The organism is Streptosporangium sandarakinum (assembly GCF_050942225.1).
GTDB lineage: Bacteria > Actinomycetota > Actinomycetes > Streptosporangiales > Streptosporangiaceae > Streptosporangium > Streptosporangium nondiastaticum.
The window spans coordinates 1,149,895-1,166,679 of record NZ_CP192034.1 but is presented as its reverse complement, the minus strand read 5'-3'; the positions used below and the strand labels follow the sequence as shown (position 1 = coordinate 1,166,679).

At 71.6% G+C, this 16,785-nt stretch carries 15 protein-coding genes; 3 read left to right on the top strand and 12 right to left on the bottom strand.

Annotation, left to right across the window (positions count from 1 at the left end):
• Positions 1-66: 66 nt before the first annotated feature.
• Positions 67-1,188, bottom strand: coding sequence for a citrate/2-methylcitrate synthase (locus ACQP10_RS05670; protein ID WP_179819560.1), 1,122 nt, complete (start codon positions 1,186-1,188; stop codon positions 67-69).
• Between the two features lie 180 nt (positions 1,189-1,368).
• On the opposite strand from ACQP10_RS05670, the gene ACQP10_RS05665 reads away from it, so the two are divergent.
• Positions 1,369-2,022: an FHA domain-containing protein gene (locus tag ACQP10_RS05665; RefSeq protein WP_433540993.1), complete on the top strand. Its 654-nt coding sequence runs from the start codon at positions 1,369-1,371 to the stop codon at positions 2,020-2,022.
• A gap of 7 nt (positions 2,023-2,029) precedes the next feature.
• Here the strand turns inward: ACQP10_RS05665 and ACQP10_RS05660 are convergent, their stop codons facing one another.
• The 4 genes from ACQP10_RS05660 to purN form a co-directional block, all read right to left on the bottom strand.
• Positions 2,030-2,887 carry a bifunctional methylenetetrahydrofolate dehydrogenase/methenyltetrahydrofolate cyclohydrolase gene (locus tag ACQP10_RS05660; protein ID WP_179819562.1) on the bottom strand — a complete coding sequence of 286 codons (858 nt, stop codon included), beginning with the start codon at positions 2,885-2,887 and terminating at the stop codon, positions 2,030-2,032.
• A 38-nt stretch (positions 2,888-2,925) separates the two neighbouring features.
• Positions 2,926-3,108 carry a hypothetical protein gene (locus tag ACQP10_RS05655; RefSeq protein ID WP_179819563.1) on the bottom strand — a complete coding sequence of 61 codons (183 nt, stop codon included), beginning with the start codon at positions 3,106-3,108 and terminating at the stop codon, positions 2,926-2,928.
• 250 nt (positions 3,109-3,358) lie between these two features.
• The gene (gene purH, locus ACQP10_RS05650) at positions 3,359-4,903 is read right to left on the bottom strand and encodes a bifunctional phosphoribosylaminoimidazolecarboxamide formyltransferase/IMP cyclohydrolase (RefSeq protein WP_433540992.1); all 1,545 of its coding nucleotides are present in this window, start codon (positions 4,901-4,903) and stop codon (positions 3,359-3,361) included.
• 82 nt (positions 4,904-4,985) lie between these two features.
• Positions 4,986-5,573, bottom strand: a complete 588-nt coding sequence (gene purN / locus ACQP10_RS05645; protein ID WP_376770471.1) for a phosphoribosylglycinamide formyltransferase — start codon at positions 5,571-5,573, stop codon at positions 4,986-4,988.
• 112 nt (positions 5,574-5,685) lie between these two features.
• Between purN and ACQP10_RS05640 the strand changes: the two genes are divergently transcribed.
• The gene (locus tag ACQP10_RS05640; RefSeq protein ID WP_179819566.1) at positions 5,686-6,096 is read left to right on the top strand and encodes a hypothetical protein; all 411 of its coding nucleotides are present in this window, start codon (positions 5,686-5,688) and stop codon (positions 6,094-6,096) included.
• A gap of 196 nt (positions 6,097-6,292) precedes the next feature.
• Here the strand turns inward: ACQP10_RS05640 and ACQP10_RS05635 are convergent, their stop codons facing one another.
• The 6 genes from ACQP10_RS05635 to ACQP10_RS05610 form a co-directional block, all read right to left on the bottom strand.
• The gene (locus ACQP10_RS05635; RefSeq protein WP_433540991.1) at positions 6,293-7,507 is read right to left on the bottom strand and encodes a CU044_5270 family protein; all 1,215 of its coding nucleotides are present in this window, start codon (positions 7,505-7,507) and stop codon (positions 6,293-6,295) included.
• Complete coding sequence (locus ACQP10_RS05630) at positions 7,504-8,037, bottom strand: RNA polymerase sigma factor (RefSeq protein ID WP_433540990.1); 534 nt, start codon at positions 8,035-8,037, stop codon at positions 7,504-7,506. Before ACQP10_RS05630 ends, ACQP10_RS05635 begins: the two co-directional genes overlap by 4 nt.
• Before the next feature lie 240 nt (positions 8,038-8,277).
• On the bottom strand, positions 8,278-10,029 hold the full coding sequence (locus tag ACQP10_RS05625) for a cell division protein PerM (protein WP_346021809.1): 1,752 nt from the start codon (positions 10,027-10,029) through the stop codon (positions 8,278-8,280).
• A gap of 283 nt (positions 10,030-10,312) precedes the next feature.
• Positions 10,313-11,188: a succinate--CoA ligase subunit alpha gene (sucD, locus tag ACQP10_RS05620; RefSeq protein ID WP_189246719.1), complete on the bottom strand. Its 876-nt coding sequence runs from the start codon at positions 11,186-11,188 to the stop codon at positions 10,313-10,315.
• Positions 11,188-12,369: an ADP-forming succinate--CoA ligase subunit beta gene (gene sucC / locus ACQP10_RS05615; protein WP_346021808.1), complete on the bottom strand. Its 1,182-nt coding sequence runs from the start codon at positions 12,367-12,369 to the stop codon at positions 11,188-11,190. The genes sucD and sucC overlap by 1 nt, the downstream gene beginning before the upstream one ends.
• Positions 12,370-12,771: 402 nt before the next feature.
• On the bottom strand, positions 12,772-13,179 hold the full coding sequence (locus tag ACQP10_RS05610) for a cobalamin B12-binding domain-containing protein (protein WP_179819570.1): 408 nt from the start codon (positions 13,177-13,179) through the stop codon (positions 12,772-12,774).
• A 235-nt stretch (positions 13,180-13,414) separates the two neighbouring features.
• On the opposite strand from ACQP10_RS05610, the gene ACQP10_RS05605 reads away from it, so the two are divergent.
• The gene (locus tag ACQP10_RS05605) at positions 13,415-14,179 is read left to right on the top strand and encodes a hypothetical protein (RefSeq protein WP_346021807.1); all 765 of its coding nucleotides are present in this window, start codon (positions 13,415-13,417) and stop codon (positions 14,177-14,179) included.
• A gap of 212 nt (positions 14,180-14,391) precedes the next feature.
• On the opposite strand, the gene pcrA is transcribed toward ACQP10_RS05605, so the two are convergent.
• The gene (gene pcrA / locus ACQP10_RS05600) at positions 14,392-16,650 is read right to left on the bottom strand and encodes a DNA helicase PcrA (protein WP_386149250.1); all 2,259 of its coding nucleotides are present in this window, start codon (positions 16,648-16,650) and stop codon (positions 14,392-14,394) included.
• Between the last annotated feature and the right edge of the window lie 135 nt (positions 16,651-16,785).

Below are 16,785 nucleotides of genomic sequence, written 5' to 3'. Positions count from 1 at the left end.
GCTCGCCCCCGTGGCCGCCGCCCTGTCCGGGGGCGGCCGGTTCGTTCGTCGTCATGTGCGTCCGGCTCACCGCTCGCCTATCGGCTTCCACTTCTGGTCGCGCTCGCCGACGTACTCGCTGTCGGGGCGGATGAGACGGTTGTCGGAGTGCTGCTCGATGACGTGCGCCGTCCATCCCGACATGCGGCTGACCGAGAAGACCGGGGTGAACAGGTCGGTCGGTATGCCAAGGTAGTGGTAGACGGTGGCGGCGTAGAAATCGACGTTGGGATAGAGGCCCTTCGTCTCGAAGACGACCTCCTCCATCTCCTTCGACATGCGGTACAGGGTGTCGTCGCCGGACGCCTCCGCCAGCTCCCGCGACATCCGGCGCAGGTGCGTGGCGCGGGGGTCCTCGGTCTTGTAGACCCGGTGCCCGAATCCCATGATCTTCTCGCCCGCGGCGAGCCTCTCCCGTACGGCCCGCGCGACCCCGGACGGGTCGAGGGCCTGGAGGGTGCGCATGACCTGCTCGTTGGCGCCGCCGTGCAGCGGGCCCTTGAGGGTGCCGATGGCCGCCACGATGGCCGAGTGCATGTCCGACAGGGTCGCGGCGCAGACGCGGGCGGCGAACGTCGAGGCGTTCATCGTGTGGTCGGCGTGCAGCACCAGGCAGGTGTCGAAGATCTCCACCGCGCGCCGGTCGGGGACGCGGCCGGTGATCTGCAGCAGGAAGTTGGCCGCGATCCCCAGCTCGGGATCGGGCTCGGGGAGGTCGGCGCCCGTCCTTTCGGCGTGGTAGCGGGCCACCAGCACCGGTTGCCGCGCGGTCAGCCGGGCCGCCTTGCGCAGGTTGGCCTCGGGGGCGTTGGAGTCCTTGTCGGGGTCGTCGCCGCCGGCCAGCGAGACCAGCGTGCGCAGCGCCTCCATCGGCGACTGGCGCCCGGCGACCCGCGGGAGGCACGACTCGGCGAGTTCGCCCAGGCTCCGGCTCCCGGCGAGCTCCGCACCGTAGGCCGCGAGCTCCCCGGCGTTCGGGAGCCTGCCGTACTGCAGGAGATGGGCGGTCTCCTCGAAGGTGGTGCGGCCGGCCAGGTCGTGGATGTCATAGCCACGGTAGAAGAGGCGACCGGCCTGACCGTCGATGTCACTGATCGCCGTGGAGGCGGCCACGACATCGGCGAGGCCTTTGGTGGGCTTGTCCGCCATAAGTGTTTCCTCCGCTTATCTTGTACGGAGTCTACCTGTGAGCAGGGGAAACCCTCTCAGGAGGGCAAGACGAATTTCAAAGCCGATTCTCCTTCTGGCAAAGGAGATTCCCCATCACCTCGTTTGGGTAAGCCGAGGCTGTAGGAATAGTTACGGCGGGCTACCTGGGGAGGAACTGCCGTGGAGGGGCCGTTCATACGCATCGAGGACACAGGCGAGGTGGTCCCGTTGCGCCCCGAGATCACGACCATCGGACGTGGCCGGGGAGTAGACATCCGGCTCACCGATCCGAGCGTGTCCCGGCTGCACGCGGAATTCGTCCGGCGCGGACCCTACCTGTACGTCGTTGACCTGGGCCTGTCCCGCAACGGCACGCGGGTGAACGGCAGGCCGATCGCCCGGAGGGTCCTCGACGACGGCGACGTCGTCTCCTTCGGCGCCGCGCGCGGCCGGATCGGCGGGGTACCGCGCGAGGACTTCGTCCCGGAGGTCGAGCTCCGCAAAACCGCGGCCCCGGAGCTGACCAGGCGGGAGGTCGACGTGCTGACGTCGCTGTGCCGCCCGGCGCTCTCCGACGAGGCGTTCGTCGCGCCGGCCACCGCGCGGGAGATCGCCGACGACCTGGTGGTGACGGAGGCGGCGGTCAAGCAGCACCTCCTGCGCCTCTACCAGAAGTTCCGCATCCCGGAGGGGACCAACCGGCGCACCAGGCTGGCCAACGAGGTCGTCGCCCTGGGGCTGGTCAGGCCGACCCCCGTGGTGCCGCCCCAGCGTTCGGGCGGCGCGGTGGAGTCGCAGGCCGCGGGCACCCCCGGTGGGCGCCGCGCGTCCTGAGCCCGGCTCAGCCCGCGGCGACCTGCCTCTCGGCGGCCTCGACCACGTTGCTGAGCAGCAGGGCCCGGGTCATCGGCCCCACCCCGCCGGGGTTGGGGGTGAGGAAGCCCGCGACGTCGGCGACGTCGGGGGCGACGTCACCGGCGATCCTCCCGTCGACGCGGGAGACGCCGACGTCGAGCACGGCGGCGCCGGGCTTGACCATGTCGGCGGTGATCAGGTGCGGCACGCCCGCCGCGGCGACGACGATGTCGGCGCGCCGGGTGTGGGCCGCCAGGTCCTGGGTGCCGGTGTGGCAGAGGGTGACGGTGGCGTTCTCCGTCCGGCGGGTCAGCAGCAGGCCGAGTGAGCGGCCCACGGTGATGCCGCGGCCGACCACCACCACCTCGGCGCCCTTGGTCGGCACGCCGTACTCCTGCAGGAGCAGGACGATGCCGTGCGGGGTGCACGGCAGCGGCGCGTCCACCGTGTGGACCAGGCGGCCGAGGTTGATCGGGTGCAGGCCGTCGGCGTCCTTGGCCGGGTCCATCCGCTCGATCAGCGCCATGGTGTCGAGGTGGCGCGGCAGCGGGAGCTGGACGATGTAGCCGGTGCACTCCGGGGAGGCGTTGAGCTCGTCGACGACGGCCTCGACCTCGGCCTGCGTGGCGGTCGCCGGCAGGTCCCTGCGGATGGACGCGATGCCGACCTCGGCGCAGTCGCGGTGCTTGCCCGCGACGTAGATCTGGCTGCCCGGGTCGTCGCCGACGAGGACCGTGCCGAGACCGGGGACGACGCCCCGCTCCCGCAGCGCGGCCACCCGCCGCGCGAGGTCCGCCTTGATCTTCGCCGCCGTGGCCTTGCCGTCCATAGTCCGCGCGCTCATGGGCCCCATCCTTCCACGAGGCGGCGCGCGGCCCCGCCTCAGGTGAGGTCGTCGGCCGCCCGCTCCCGGCGCTCGATGATCCGGCGGGTGAAGGGGATGACCTCCACGATCTTCGCCCCCAGGTACGCGGCACCGGCGGCGACGATCAGCAGGAGCCAGGGGCTCTGCCAGAGTCCGCTCATGATCACAAAAGCGTTCAGGATGACGGCAAGCAGCGACATGAGCGATCTCCACGCGCAGGCGACACGAATCGCTTCACATTAGCCGCGCCCTAAACCTGTTTTGACCAGAAGTTTCTGTCTTCTTGGCCACTTCCTTGTCTCCGGTGCCCGGCCGTCCCAGCCGCGACGCCCGCGCACGAGCACCGCATGAGCACCGCATGAGCACCGTATGGGCGCCGTATGGGCGCCGCCCGGACGCCGTACGACCCCGGGCGGAACACGGGGCCGTACGGCGCGGCGGGCGGAGACGTCAGTGGAAGAAGTGACGGGTCCCGGTGAAGTAGAGGGTGACCCCGGCGGCCTGGGCCGCGGCGATCACCTCGTCGTCCCTGATCGACCCGCCGGGCTCCACGATGGCCCGCACCCCGGCCTCGATGAGCACCGCGGGGCCGTCCGCGAACGGGAAGAACGCGTCGGAGGCCGCCACCGAGCCGCGGGCCCGGTCACCGGCCCGGTTGACGGCGAGCTGCGCCGAGTCCACCCGGTTGACCTGGCCCATGCCGACGCCGACGCTGGCGCCGTCCGCGGCGAGCAGGATCGCGTTGGACTTCACCGAGCGGCACGCCTTCCAGGCGAAGGCCAGGTCGGCGAGGACCTCCGGGGAGGCCGCGGGGCCGGCCTTCAGCTCCCAGGCGGCGGGGTCGTCGCCGGGGGCGTCCACCCGGTCGGCGGTCTGCACCAGCAGGCCGCCGTCGATGCGGCGGAACTCCGTACGGTTGCCCGGCCCCTCCGGACAGGCGAGCAGCCGGATGTTCTTCTTGCGGGTGAGCGTCTCCAGCGCCCCGGCGCTGAACGACGGCGCGACCACGACCTCGGTGAACACCTCGGCGATCTGCCCGGCCAGCTCCTCGGTGACCTCGCCGTTGACCGCGATCACGCCGCCGTAGGCGGAGACCGGGTCGCAGGCGTGGGCCTTGCGGTGCGCCTCGGCGACATCGGCGCCGACCGCGATGCCGCAGGGGTTCTGGTGCTTGATGATCGCCACGGCGGGCTCGGCGAAGTCCCAGGCCGCCCGCCAGGCGGCGTCGGCGTCGAGGTAGTTGTTGTAGGACATCTCCTTGCCGTGCAGCTGCTCGGCGTTGGCCAGGCCGTCCCGCCCGCCGGAGTACAGCGCCGCGCCCTGGTGCGGGTTCTCGCCGTAGCGCAGCGGCGTCCTGAGCGTCCAGGCGGCGCCCATGTAGCGCGGCCAGGCGCCGTCCTCCGCCGCGTAGACGTCGGAGAACCAGGAGGCGACCGCGGTGTCGTAGGCGGCGGTGTGGGCGTAGGCGGCCGCGGCGAGCCGGCGGCGCTCGGTCACGGTGAAGCCCCCCTCGGCCACCGCGGCGAGCACGTCGCCGTAGGCGCCCGGATCGACCACGACGGCGACGGTGCCGTGGTTCTTGGCCGCGGCGCGGATCATCGCGGGGCCGCCGATGTCGATCTGCTCCACGCACTCGGCGTCGGACGCGCCGGAGGCGACCGTCTCCTGGAACGGGTAGAGGTTGACCACCACCAGCTGGAACGGATCGATCTCCAGCTCCTCCAGCTGCTTGACGTGGGCGGGGTTGCCGCCGTCGGCCAGCAGGCCCGCGTGCACGCGCGGGTGGAGGGTCTTGACCCGGCCGTCGAGGCACTCGGGGAAGCCGGTCAGCGTCTCGACCGGGGTGACGGGAACGCCGAACGAGGCGATTCTGGCGGCGGTGCCGCCGGTGGAGACGATCTCCACCCCAGCGGCGTCGAGCTCCCGAGCCAGCTCCTCCAGCCCGCTCTTGTCATAAACGGCGATCAACGCGCGCCGGATGGCGATGCGGCTCACTTCCTGGTCCTCCTGATCGATTCCGGTCTTGTCCGGGGCGCCCGGCTCATGTGCCGGGTCGTCCTCTTCCGGCGCGTCCGGCTCACCGGCCGGCACGTCCGAAGCGAAAGTTCCTGCCGGTGATGGTCCATCCCTCGCGGGCCATCCGGCCGACGACGCCGACGAGCAGGCCGCGCTCGACGGTCTTGATGCGCTCGTGCAGGGCCGCCTCGTCGTCGCCGTCCAGCACGGGCACGGCCTCCTGGGCGATGATCGGCCCGGTGTCGACGCCGGCGTCGGCGAGCATCACGGTGCAGCCGGTGACCCGCACGCCGTACGCCAGGGCGTCGCGGACGCCGTGCGCGCCCGGGAAGGCCGGCAGCAGGGCGGGGTGGGTGTTGAGCACGGGGAAGGCCGAGAGCGTCGGCGTGCCGAGGATCTTCATGAACCCGGCGCAGACCACGAGATCGGGACGGTGACCGGCGATCCGGCCGGCGAGGGCGCGGTCCCAGTCGTCGCGCGTGGGGTGATCGGCCAGTTTCTCGACGAAGGTCGGGACGCCCGCCCGCTCCGCGCGGGCCAGCCCCTCGATCCCGTCGCGGTCGGCGCCCACGGCGACGACCTCGGCGCCGTACGCCGGATCGGCCGCGGCGTCCAGAAGGGCCTGTAGGTTGGTTCCAGAACCGGACACGAGAACCACAAGCCGAACGGCCTGGGATGACACCGACACACTCCATTCGGACGGGGATTCACGCCGCTGCAAGGGTATCTGCCTGTCCGCAGCCGCTATGCAAGGAGGTCAGGTGACGACACCGGTCAAGGCACGTCCGACGGAGGGGGCGGGACGGCGGGCACTCTGGCTCGCGGTCGCCGCGGTGATCCTGACGATTCTGCTCCCCCTCGCGGGAATCGTCATGTCGGTCATCGCCCTCGTGGTCTCGATCCGCGCGGTCCGGACCCTCCGGTCGGAGACCAGGCCCGCGGGCACCGGCGTGGTCGGGATGGTCGTGTCGGCCCTGGCGCTGCTGCTGGCACTGGCGCTGGCGGCCACGCAGTTCTACTTCCGCGACGAGCTGGCCGCCTACACCGACTGCCGCACGGGCGCGGGCACCGTCGCCGCGCAGAACGAGTGCGTGCAGCGCCTGGAGCGGGCGATGGAGAAGAAACTCCCGTTCGTCCAGCCCGGCGAACTCCGGCTGCCGATCGCCCCCTGACCGGCCGCCGGTCCCTGTCCGTGTCGTCCACGGACCGGGCGCCGGCCCCGGTTCGCATCGCCCGCCCCCTGAGCCGGATCCCGGCCCGCCGGTCCCGCCACGGCGAGGATCCGGGGTCCGGGTTCTGTCCCGTGGGCCCCCGCCCCGGCGGAGATCCGCTCAGGCGGTGGACGGGTCCCGTCACAGGGGTATGGGATCAGTCGCGCCCGGAGGGCAGCGGCGGCTCCGCGTCGGTCCAGCCCATCTGCTGGTAGGCGACGAAGCTGGTGGCCTTCGCGGTACGGCCGCCGGCGAGCTTGACGGTGGTCGTGGACGACCGCGCGAGGGGCAGACCGGTCAAGGGATCGATGATGTGCACGACATCGTAGGTCGCCTCCCTGTGCCGCGGGTTCACCTGGTAGCCGATGGCCTCGCCCATGCGGCCCAGCGGATCCTTCACCCTGCCCAGCGACTTCATCTGGGGCATGCCGGCCAGGATGCGGTAGGCGGAGGCGCGGACGGCGGGCGAGACGGGCAGGCCGAAGACGATCTCCATGCAGGCCCCGCTGACGGCCGACTCCCGCCATTGCGGATCCTGGCCGTCGTCGCCCTCGACCTCGGCGGTGACACGCCGTTCGAGGTAGGCGCGGAGCTCTCGGTCGCCGGACGGGATACGGCGGATCTCCTCCCAGCTGATGAGCTCCTTCACGAGTGGCCCACCCGAGTTCTTCCACTTGCCGAGCAGGCGCGCAGCCTTCTTCTCCTCCGTGCCGGCCCGCACCACTTCTCCCGAGTCGACGCCGACGTATCCGGTCGTGTCGATGGGGAAGGTCCACCGGGTCGGCGAGCCCGCCCTGCGCCAGGCTTCCTGGTCCTGGCGGGTGAGCGGCTTCGCGCCGAGGTACTGGTCGATCCACCAGCTCTGTTCCCCGGGACGGCGCGCCAGCCACTGATCCCTGGAACTGGTCCGCCTGATGACGTAGCCATGGTCAGGCGATACCGCGTCCATGCCGTTGATCGTGGTGGTGCGCCAGTACGAACCCGACGCGGGGGCCTTGGCCGCCGCGGTCGCGGCGGCGAGCAGAATGTGACGCGCCGACGCCTGTTCGCCGGGTGAGGTCGCGACCGGCGAAGGGACCGGCTCCTGCCCCTCCGGCACGGTCACCAGAGCGACCACCAGGGCCGTGGCCGCAGCCAGGGTCGCCGCCGACGCCAGCCACGGCACCGGCCCGCGCAGCTTCCTGGTGCGGGACTTCTCGTTCCGCCCTGATGGTTCGGACGTGATCGAGCCTGATGGTTCGGATGTGATCGAGCCTGATGGTTCGGATGTGATCGAGGCGAGCAGCGCCTGGGCGACCGCTCCGGACACCTGCCCGGCGGGCTCGCCGCCCAGTTCGTCGTCGTGCACCCTGGCGAGATCGTTCAGGTTCATTGCGCAGTCCTCTCAAGGAGCGGAAGGTCGATGCCCGCGGCGGCCAGGGCACGCGCGAACCGCTTGCGCGCGCGATACAGGCGGACACGTACGGCGTTGCGGGTGATCCCGAGCGTGCGTGCCATCTGCTCGGTGTCGAGCTTCTCCCAGGCGACCAGTGAGAGCAGTTCCCTGTCGTCGTCGGACAGAGCCCTGAAGACCCGGCCGAGCTGCGTGTACTCAGCCGGCGGAGGGCCGCTCAGAGCCAGGGAGGCGATGATCTGCTCGCGCAGCGCGGCGGCGCGCTGCTCATGCCTCCGTTCGCCGCGAAGATGGTTGGCGAGGGTGTTACGGGCGACGCCGTACAGCCAGAGTCTGGCCTCGTCCCCCGGCGGGATCTCATCGATTCGCCGCCATGCCGTCGCGAAGGTCTCGGCGACCACGTCCGCCGCGTCCTCAGGATCCGCACACCGGCGCAGGACATAGCCCAATATGGGGCGATAGGCATGTTCGTATATCTGCACGAACCGGTTATGGGAATTCGGTCCCATCCGGCCTCCTCACATGGATCAACGGTCGTCCATCCATGTCCGGAAACCCGGGAACATTACTGATCGGAGAGATGCTCGTGGCGATCTGCCCGGGAGGCGGCATCTCCGGTCAGGACGGGTGCCCGATCAGGAGGCGAAGACCGGAGGCGGCATGCCCCTGCCATGTTCGCGGTCTCCGCGAAGCCGTCATGTGGTTACGGAGCCTTCAGCCCATCCAAAGATCAGAAGTCCGTACAGGCCCTAGTCGCGATCCCAGGCGTAGGGGTCCACGTAGATCACGTGACCGCCGCGGTCGTCCGACTCGTCCACGATGTCGCGCCGGGGCGGGCGCGGCACCCTGGGACCGGCCTCCGTCGGCTTCACGGCCTTCACCGGCTTCACCGGCTTCACGGCCTTCGCGGTCTTCACGGGCTTCGTGGTCTCCGCGGGCTCCTGTGGGTCCGCGGGCTCCTGCGGGTCCGCCGCCGAGGCGTGCTCGTCCTCCCAGTCGTCCCTGACCACCGGGATCGGCTGGGTGTCGCACTCGGTGGCGTCCAGCCAGTGGCCGGGCAGCGCGCGGGGCTCGTCCGGCTCGGCCAGCCCGACCCGGCCGGCCACCGCCCCCGCGGCCCGGAACAGCCTGGCCCCGGCCCGGCGGACCGGCGCGGTGGCCGTGCCGACCCTGGCCGCGGCCCGGACCACGGCCGCGTTGTGCCCCCGGAAGATCAGCCACCAGTTGGTCAGGCCCGCCGAGATGCCGGCCGCGACGCCGACCTCCAGCGTCACCGAAAGCATCACCTCCCAGCCCGCGGGCCCCACCGCGGACAGGCGCGCCCCGCCGAGCGAGCCGCCGGACAGCGCGGCCAGCGCCCCGGCCGCCGCGCCGGTCACCACCCCGCAGACGAAGCCCCACAGCGGCGCGCCCTCGTAGGAGGGTGAGGGGGCGATCCGCACCCCCAGCACGCCGGCCACCGCCCCCGCGGCGAACGGCAGCGCGATCACCGCCATCACCCACGCCGGTGTGGGGCCCGCCTCGGGCAGCGCGCCCAGGATCGGCAGGCTCGGAACCGTGCCGAGCTGGACGCCGGTGGGCGCGACCAGCGTGCCGGCGCCGAGGCTGAAGCCCGGCCCCGCGATGTAGGCCATGCCCCAGGCGAAGGCGTTGAGCAGGTAGAGGCCCTGCAGCAGCAGGAGCAGCAGCCCGCCGACGAAGCCGGGCGCGAGGACGTCCGACAGCTCCCGGACCTGGTCGAAGTTGACCGCGACGGCGCCGAGCACCAGGGCGGCCCCCGCGACCAGCATGATCCCCAGCGCCGCGGCCGAGCTCACCACGACCGAGCGCACCCGTTCGGGCAGCAGGCGCAGCATCGACCGCCACGGCCCGATCGTCCGGGCGACGGCCGCCGAGCCCGCGAGGAAGGCCAGCACCAGGTGGCTGACCAGGGTGTCGCCGAGATAGGGCTGGGTGATCTCGTTCCGGGTGACCAGCGCGATCACCCCGGCCAGCAGCGCGTACGGCGCGGCCAGCGAGACACCCGCCTGGGCGATCAGGACCAGCTGCGCCCGGCGGCGGGCGTCGGCCTGTTCCTTTGGGCTGTTCCTCGGCAGCCGGGCGGGCAGGCGCAGCCGCAGGTCGGCGTCGCGGGCCATCCAGATCCCGGCACGGTACAGCAGGAAGGCCGGCAGGACCGTCAGGCCGAGCGGGAGCAGCCCGATCGAGCCGCCGGGGATCGCGAACCCGGCGTGGTGGGCCGCCAGCCAGAGCTGCGCCGCGGCGCGGAACACCCCGGGCAGCCCCGGGCCGAGCGAGCCGCGGGGGGAGGCGACCCAGCCGACCAGGGTGAGCGTGGTGAGCACCGCCAGTCCCACGCCCAGCGTCCACGCGGCGGCGAGCATCCCGGAGACGGGAAGCGGGCGGCGGACGTCGTCGTCGTCACCCGTGACGCCGGGCAGGGGGAGGCGGCTGAGGACGTTACGGGGAGCCGTCCGGAGCTGATCGAGAAGGGCCGTCACGATAACCGATGGTCTCAGGATCTTCCGCGCGGACGAGACTCATCCCCCCGCGTGTCGCGGGTCGTACGGAAAACGGGAAGGCGAGCCGTACGGAAAAGCGGGACCGAGGGGGTGGAACGACGGAGGGGCGCACGCCGGAGGGACCGTACGGCGCGGGCGGGGCGTACGGCGCGGGCGGCCGGGCCGGGAAACGGAAGAGGCGCCCGCGGACGGCGGGCGCCTCTCACCGGTGAGCCGGACGGGCCACCGAACCGGGCGGGCCGCGACACGGCCCGCGGACCGGCTAGCGGTTCTGCATGATCTCGCGCATCAGGCGGGCGGTCTCGCTCGGGGTCTTGCCGACGCGGACGCCGACCTTCTCCAGAGCCTCCTTCTTCGCCTGGGCGGTGCCGGCCGAGCCGGACACGATCGCGCCGGCGTGACCCATGGTCTTGCCCTCGGGGGCGGTGAAGCCCGCGACGTAGGCGACGACCGGCTTGGTCACGTGCTGCTCGATGTAGGCGGCGGCCCGCTCCTCGGCGTCACCGCCGATCTCGCCGATCATGACGATCGCGTCGGTGTCCGGGTCGTCCTGGAACGCCTGGAGAGCGTCGATGTGCGTGGTGCCGATGACCGGGTCGCCACCGATGCCGACGGCGGTGGAGAAGCCGAAGTCGCGCAGCTCGTACATGAGCTGGTAGGTCAGCGTGCCCGACTTCGACACCAGGCCGATGCGGCCGGCGGTGGTGATGTCGGCCGGGATGATGCCGGCGTTGGAGGCGCCGGGCGAGGCGATGCCGGGGCAGTTCGGGCCGATGATGCGGGTCTTGTTGCCCTTGGCGACGGCGTAGGCCCAGAACTCGGTGGTGTCGTGGACCGGGACGCCCTCGGTGATGACCACGCAGAGCGGGATCTCGGCGTCGATGGCCTCCTTGACCGCGGCCTTGGTGGCCGCCGGCGGCACGAAGACGACCGAGACGTCGGCGCCGGTCTTCTCCATGGCCTCGGCGACGGTGCCGAAGACGGGCAGGCCCTCGTGGGTGATGCCGGCCTTGCGGGCGTTCACGCCGCCGACGACCTTGGCGCCGGAGGCGAGCATGCGGCGGGTGTGCTTGGTGCCCTCACCGCCGGTCATGCCCTGAACAATGATCTTGCTGTTCTCGTTGAGCCAGATGGCCATTACGCACCTACCGCGGCGAGCTCGGCGGCACGCTTGGCCGCATCGTCCATCGTGTCGACCAGCTCGACGCCGGACAGGGCGGCGTCGGCCAGGATCTTGCGTCCGAGCTCGGCATTGTTGCCGTCCAGCCGGACGACCAGGGGGCGGCTGACGGTCTCGCCGCGGTTCTCCAGGAGCTGGAAGGCCGAGACGATGCCGTTGGCGACCGCGTCGCAGGCGGTGATGCCGCCGAAGACGTTCACGAAGATCGACTTCACCGACGGGTCGGAGAGGATGATCTCCAGGCCGGCCGCCATGACCTCGGCGGAGGCGCCGCCGCCGATGTCGAGGAAGTTGGCGGGCTTGGGCTGCCCGGGGAACGCCTCACCGGCGTAGGCGACGACGTCGAGGGTCGACATGACCAGGCCCGCGCCGTTGCCGATGATGCCGACGCTGCCGTCGAGCTTGACGTAGTTGAGGTCCTTGGCCTTGGCCGCGGCCTCCAGCGGGTCCTCGGCGGCCTTGTCCGCGTAGGCCTCGTGCTCGGCCTGGCGGAAGGTGGCGTTGTCGTCGAGGGTGACCTTGCCGTCGAGGGCCTTCACCTGGCCGTCGGCGGACAGGATCATCGGGTTGACCTCGACCAGGGAGGCGTCCTCGTCGACGAAGACGGCCCAGAGCTTCTCGATGATCTCGGCGGCGCCGTCCAGCGCCTTCTCCGGCAGACCGCCGGCCGCGGCGATCTCACGGGCCTTGTCGCGGGTCACACCGTCCAGCGGGGACACGGGGACCTTCGCGACCTTCTCGGGGGCGGTGTGCGCGACCTCTTCGATGTCCATGCCGCCCGAGGCGGAGCAGATGGCGAGGAACGTGCGGTTGGCGCGGTCGAGCAGGAAGGAGAAGTAGTACTCCTCCGCGATCGCGCTGGCCTCCTCGATCAGGACCTTGTGGACCGTGTGGCCCTTGATGTCCATGCCGAGGATCTGGTTGGCCTTCTGCTCGGCGTCGGCGGCGTCGTCGGCGACCTTGACGCCGCCGGCCTTGCCGCGGCCACCGGTCTTGACCTGAGCCTTGACGACGACACGGCCGGTCAGCTGCTCGGCTGCCGCGCGCGCCTCCTCCACGGTGTGCGCGACGATACCGCGCGGCACCGGGATGCCGTACTCCGCGAAGAGCTCCTTCGCCTGATGTTCGAACAGGTCCACGAGGGTCCGTCCTTGCTTGTCCGGCTGGTGTACTGAAAATGTCTGCGGGCCGGCTCCGTGGTGTGAGGGGAGCCCGGCGGTTTTTGCGCCAATGAAGCCTAGCCCCCCGCGCGCATGACCAGGTCACCGGGTCCGCGAACGGCTACGGGCGGGGCCACTGGGGCAGGGGTGGCGAATGTCCTGGGGATCATATCGGGACGCGGCGGGGAAGCGTCCGCGAAAACGGCGGACGAGGCCGCCCCGGCGCCGGGGACCGCCTCGGGTGCCGAGAGCGGGCCGGACGCCGGGGACCGCCCGGATGCCGGGGACCGTCCGGATACCGAGGGCCGTCCCGATGCCGGGGGCCGTCCGGATGTCAGGTGCCGGAGGCCACCGGATCGCCGGGGGGCCGCGCCCCGCGGGTCAGACCCGCGTGGGGATCGCGCCCCGCACCCACTCCACGATCTCCTGGGTGGTCGCCCCTGGTGTGAAGACCCGGGCCACGCCCATCCGTTCCAGCTCGGGCAGGTCCGCCTCCGGGATGATCCCGCCGCCGAAGACGACGATGTCGCTCGCGTCGTTCTCCGCGAGCAGCTCGATCACCTTGGCGAAGAGCGTCATGTGCGCGCCGGAGAGGATGGACAGCCCGATCGCCGCGGCGTCCTCCTGGATCGCGGTGCGCACGATCTGCTCGGGCGTCTGGTGCAGGCCGGTGTAGACGACCTCCATCCCGGCGTCCCGCAGCGCCCTCGCGACGATCTTCACACCTCGGTCGTGCCCGTCCAGGCCGGGCTTGGCGATGACGACGCGGATCCTCGGCTCGGCGTCCATCCAGACCTCCTTGTCCGTGTCCCACGCGTGACGTGGGAGCTGAGCTGACGGCAGCCTAACGGCCGCGCCCGGAGTACTCCGGGGCGCGTGCCCGTCACGGTTCTCCGGGGCCGCGCTTTCTGGCGGATCTTTCCCACTGAAAGTGCTTTTCACCACTTTTATTGTTATGAATGCCTGCATTCCACATGACATGCCATAGGGTTTCTGATCTTCTATCCTCAGGAGGAAGACCCCCATGAAGCGATGGATCATCGTGGCGGCCACCGCGCTGGCGGTACCCACCGCCGCCGTTCCCGCCGCCGCCAAGGCCGCGCCCGCCGACCCGGCGGCCGCGCTGCAGGCGCGGTTCGTCGCGGGACACGGCGTGCGGATCGTCGAGAGCGGCCGGACCTACTCCGGCCGGGAGCTCCTCTCCGCCCAGAAACGCCGCGGCACCGTGGAGTTCGGCCCCTCCGGCGTCGCGGGCCACGACGTCCTGTCGAAGTCCGACCTCCCCGGGGACGACGCCACGCCGCTGCGCACGCGCACCGTCGGCGGGGACACCTACCTCAGCGGCGGGATGATCGGCAGGAAATGGGTCAGGTCCTCCGCCCGCGCCGCCTCCCCCTTCTTCACCCCCGTCATGCTCCTGGAGCCGGCCACGCTGAAGTCGCTGCTGCCCGCCGGGAAGAAGGGCGGCTCGGCCGGGAAGAAGGGCGGCCCGTCGACGTTCAAGGGGACGACCACCCTCGGCGCGCTCTACCGCGTCTCGCCGTCCTACCGCGCCTCTCTCGGCGGGAAGCGGCCCGCCGCCGCCGTGGCGGCCACGAAGGTGAGCTGGCGCCTGTGGCTCGGCCGCGACCGGCTCCCCGCCCGGCTGGTCACCTCCTGGGCGGTGCCACCGCGCGACATGCGCGTGACCCGCATCAGCGACGTGCGCTTCTCCTCCTGGGGGACCCCCGTCACCCTCACCGCGCCCACCCCCGCCCCCGCGTCCGGGGAGGCGGGGGCGGGGAGCTGATCCTCCGGCCCCGGAGACCGAGCCGCCGGTCCCGGAGTCCCGGAGGCCGGGTCACCGGCTCCGGACATCCGGGTCACCGGCCCCGCACACCTGGGTCACCGGCCCCGGACATCCGGGTCACCGGCCTCTGACGTCCGGAACGGCGGCCATCCGGAACATCCAGGGCATCCGGCTCCCTGGCGCCCGGTGGGCCCCGGCGTCCGGGAGGGCCGTCAGAGCTTCTCCACCGGCGCGTAGGCCAGGAGCAGGGTCTTCTCGCCGCCGCTGCCGAAGTCGATCTTCACCTTGGTCTTCTCCGCGACGCCGTCCACCGACACGACCGTGCCGAGGCCGAACTTGTCGTGGGTGACGCGGTCGCCGGGGGTGAGGCTGGGGATCTGCCGGCCGCCGGGCTTCTTCGCGGGCGCGGCGGCGCGCGGCTCCCGGCGGGTGGCGGCGCCCCAGGCGTTCTTGCCCGGGTCGGTGCGCCAGTCGACCAGCTCGCCGGGGATCTCGGAGACGAACCGGGACGCCGGGTTGAACGCGGGCGCCCCCCACGCGCTGCGCACCGCCGCCCGGGAGACGTAGAGCCGCTGCTGTGCCCGGGTGATGCCGACGTAGGCCAGGCGGCGCTCCTCCTCCAGCTCCTTGGGCTCGCCCAGCGAGCGCACGTGCGGGAAGACGCCGTCCTCCATGCCGGTGAGGAACACCACCGGGAACTCCAGGCCCTTGGCGGTGTGCAGGGTCATCAGCGTGACCACGCCCTGGCCGCCGTCGTCGGCGGGGATCTGGTCGGCGTCGGCCACCAGTGAGACCTGCTCCAGGAACTCCACAAGGGTGCCCTCGGGGTTGGCCTCCTCGAACTCCGAGGCCACCGAGATCATCTCGTCGAGGTTCTCCAGGCGGCTCTCGTCCTGGGGGTCTCCGGAGGCGGCGAGCTCGGCGCGGTAGCCGGTGGCCTCCAGCACCTCCTGGGCCAGCTCCGACGGCGGCATGGTGGCGGCCTTGGCGGTCAGGTCGTCCAGCAGGGCGAGGAACTCCTTGATGGCCTTGACCGAGCGGGTCGCCATCCCCGGCGCCTCCTCGGCCCGCCGGAGCGCCTCGGCGAAGGGGATCCGCTCCCGGGCGGCGAACGCCTCCACCATCGCCTCGGCCCGGTCGCCGATGCCGCGCTTGGGCACGTTGAGGATGCGGCGCAGCGAGACGACGTCACCCGGGTTGGCCAGCACCCGGAGGTAGGCCAGCAGGTCGCGGACCTCCTTGCGCTCGTAGAAGCGCACCCCGCCGACCACCTTGTACGGCAGGCCGGTGCGGATGAACACCTCCTCGAACACGCGGGAGGCCGCGTTGGTGCGGTAGAACACCGCCACCTGGCCGGGCGTGACACCCTCGTCGTCGGAGAGCCGGTCGACCTCCTGCGCGACGAACATGGCCTCGTCGTGCTCGTTGTCCGCGACGTAGCCGACGATCTTCGGGCCGGTGCCCTGGTCGGACCAGAGGTTCTTCGGCTTGCGGCTCTCGTTGCGCGCGATCACCGCGTTGGCCGCGCTCAGGATCGTCTGGGTGGAGCGGTAGTTCTGCTCCAGCAGGATCGTCTTGGCGTCGGGGTAGTCGCGCTCGAACTCCAGGATGTTGCGGATCGTCGCACCGCGGAAGGCGTAGATCGACTGGTCGGCGTCGCCGACCACGCACAGCTCCGCCGGGGCGATCCCGGCCGTGCCCTCCCTGACCAGCTCGCCGTCGGCGGTGCGCAGCTCCGGGGTGCCGACCAGCTCGCGGATCAGCGTGTACTGGGCGTGGTTGGTGTCCTGGTACTCGTCGACCATGACGTGCCGCCAGCGGCGGCGGTAGTGCTCGGCCACGTCGGGGAAGAGCTGGAACAGCGTGACCGTCATCATGATGAGGTCGTCGAAGTCCATCGCGCCGGCCTCGGTCAGCCGCCGCTGGTAGGTGCGGTACGCCTCGGCGAGCGTGCGCTCCAGGTGGCTCGCCGCCTGCCCGGCCGCCGTCTCGTAGTCGATCAGCTCGTTCTTGAAGTTGCTGACCTGGGCGGAGAACGACCGCGGCGGGTAGCGCTTGGGGTCGAGGTCCATCTCGCGGCAGACCATCGCCATCAGCCGCTGGGAGTCGGCCTGGTCGTAGATCGAGAAACTCGTGGGGAAGCCCAGCCGCCCGGCCTCCCGCCGCAGGATCCGCACGCACGCGCTGTGGAAGGTCATCACCCACATCGCCGCCGAGCGCGGCCCGATGAGCCGGTCGACCCGCTCCTTCATCTCCCGGGCGGCCTTGTTGGTGAAGGTGATCGCCAGGATCTCCTGCGGCCGCGCGCCCCGCTCGGCCAGGAGGTAGGCGATGCGGTGGGTCAGCACCCGCGTCTTGCCCGACCCCGCGCCCGCGACGATGAGCAGCGGGCTGCCGTGGTGCACCACGGCCTCGCGCTGCTGGAGGTTGAGCCCGTCGAGCAACGGGTGGGTCACTGAGGCGGCTGGGATCGACACGTCACCTAGATTAGGCCGACCGGCCGACAACCGTGGCCCGCGCCCCGAAGGAATGCCGACAGGCCCGCAGGAAGTTGCGAGAATCACGTACTAGCCGGATATCAGCGGAAACCGGAAAGCAGCGGAAGG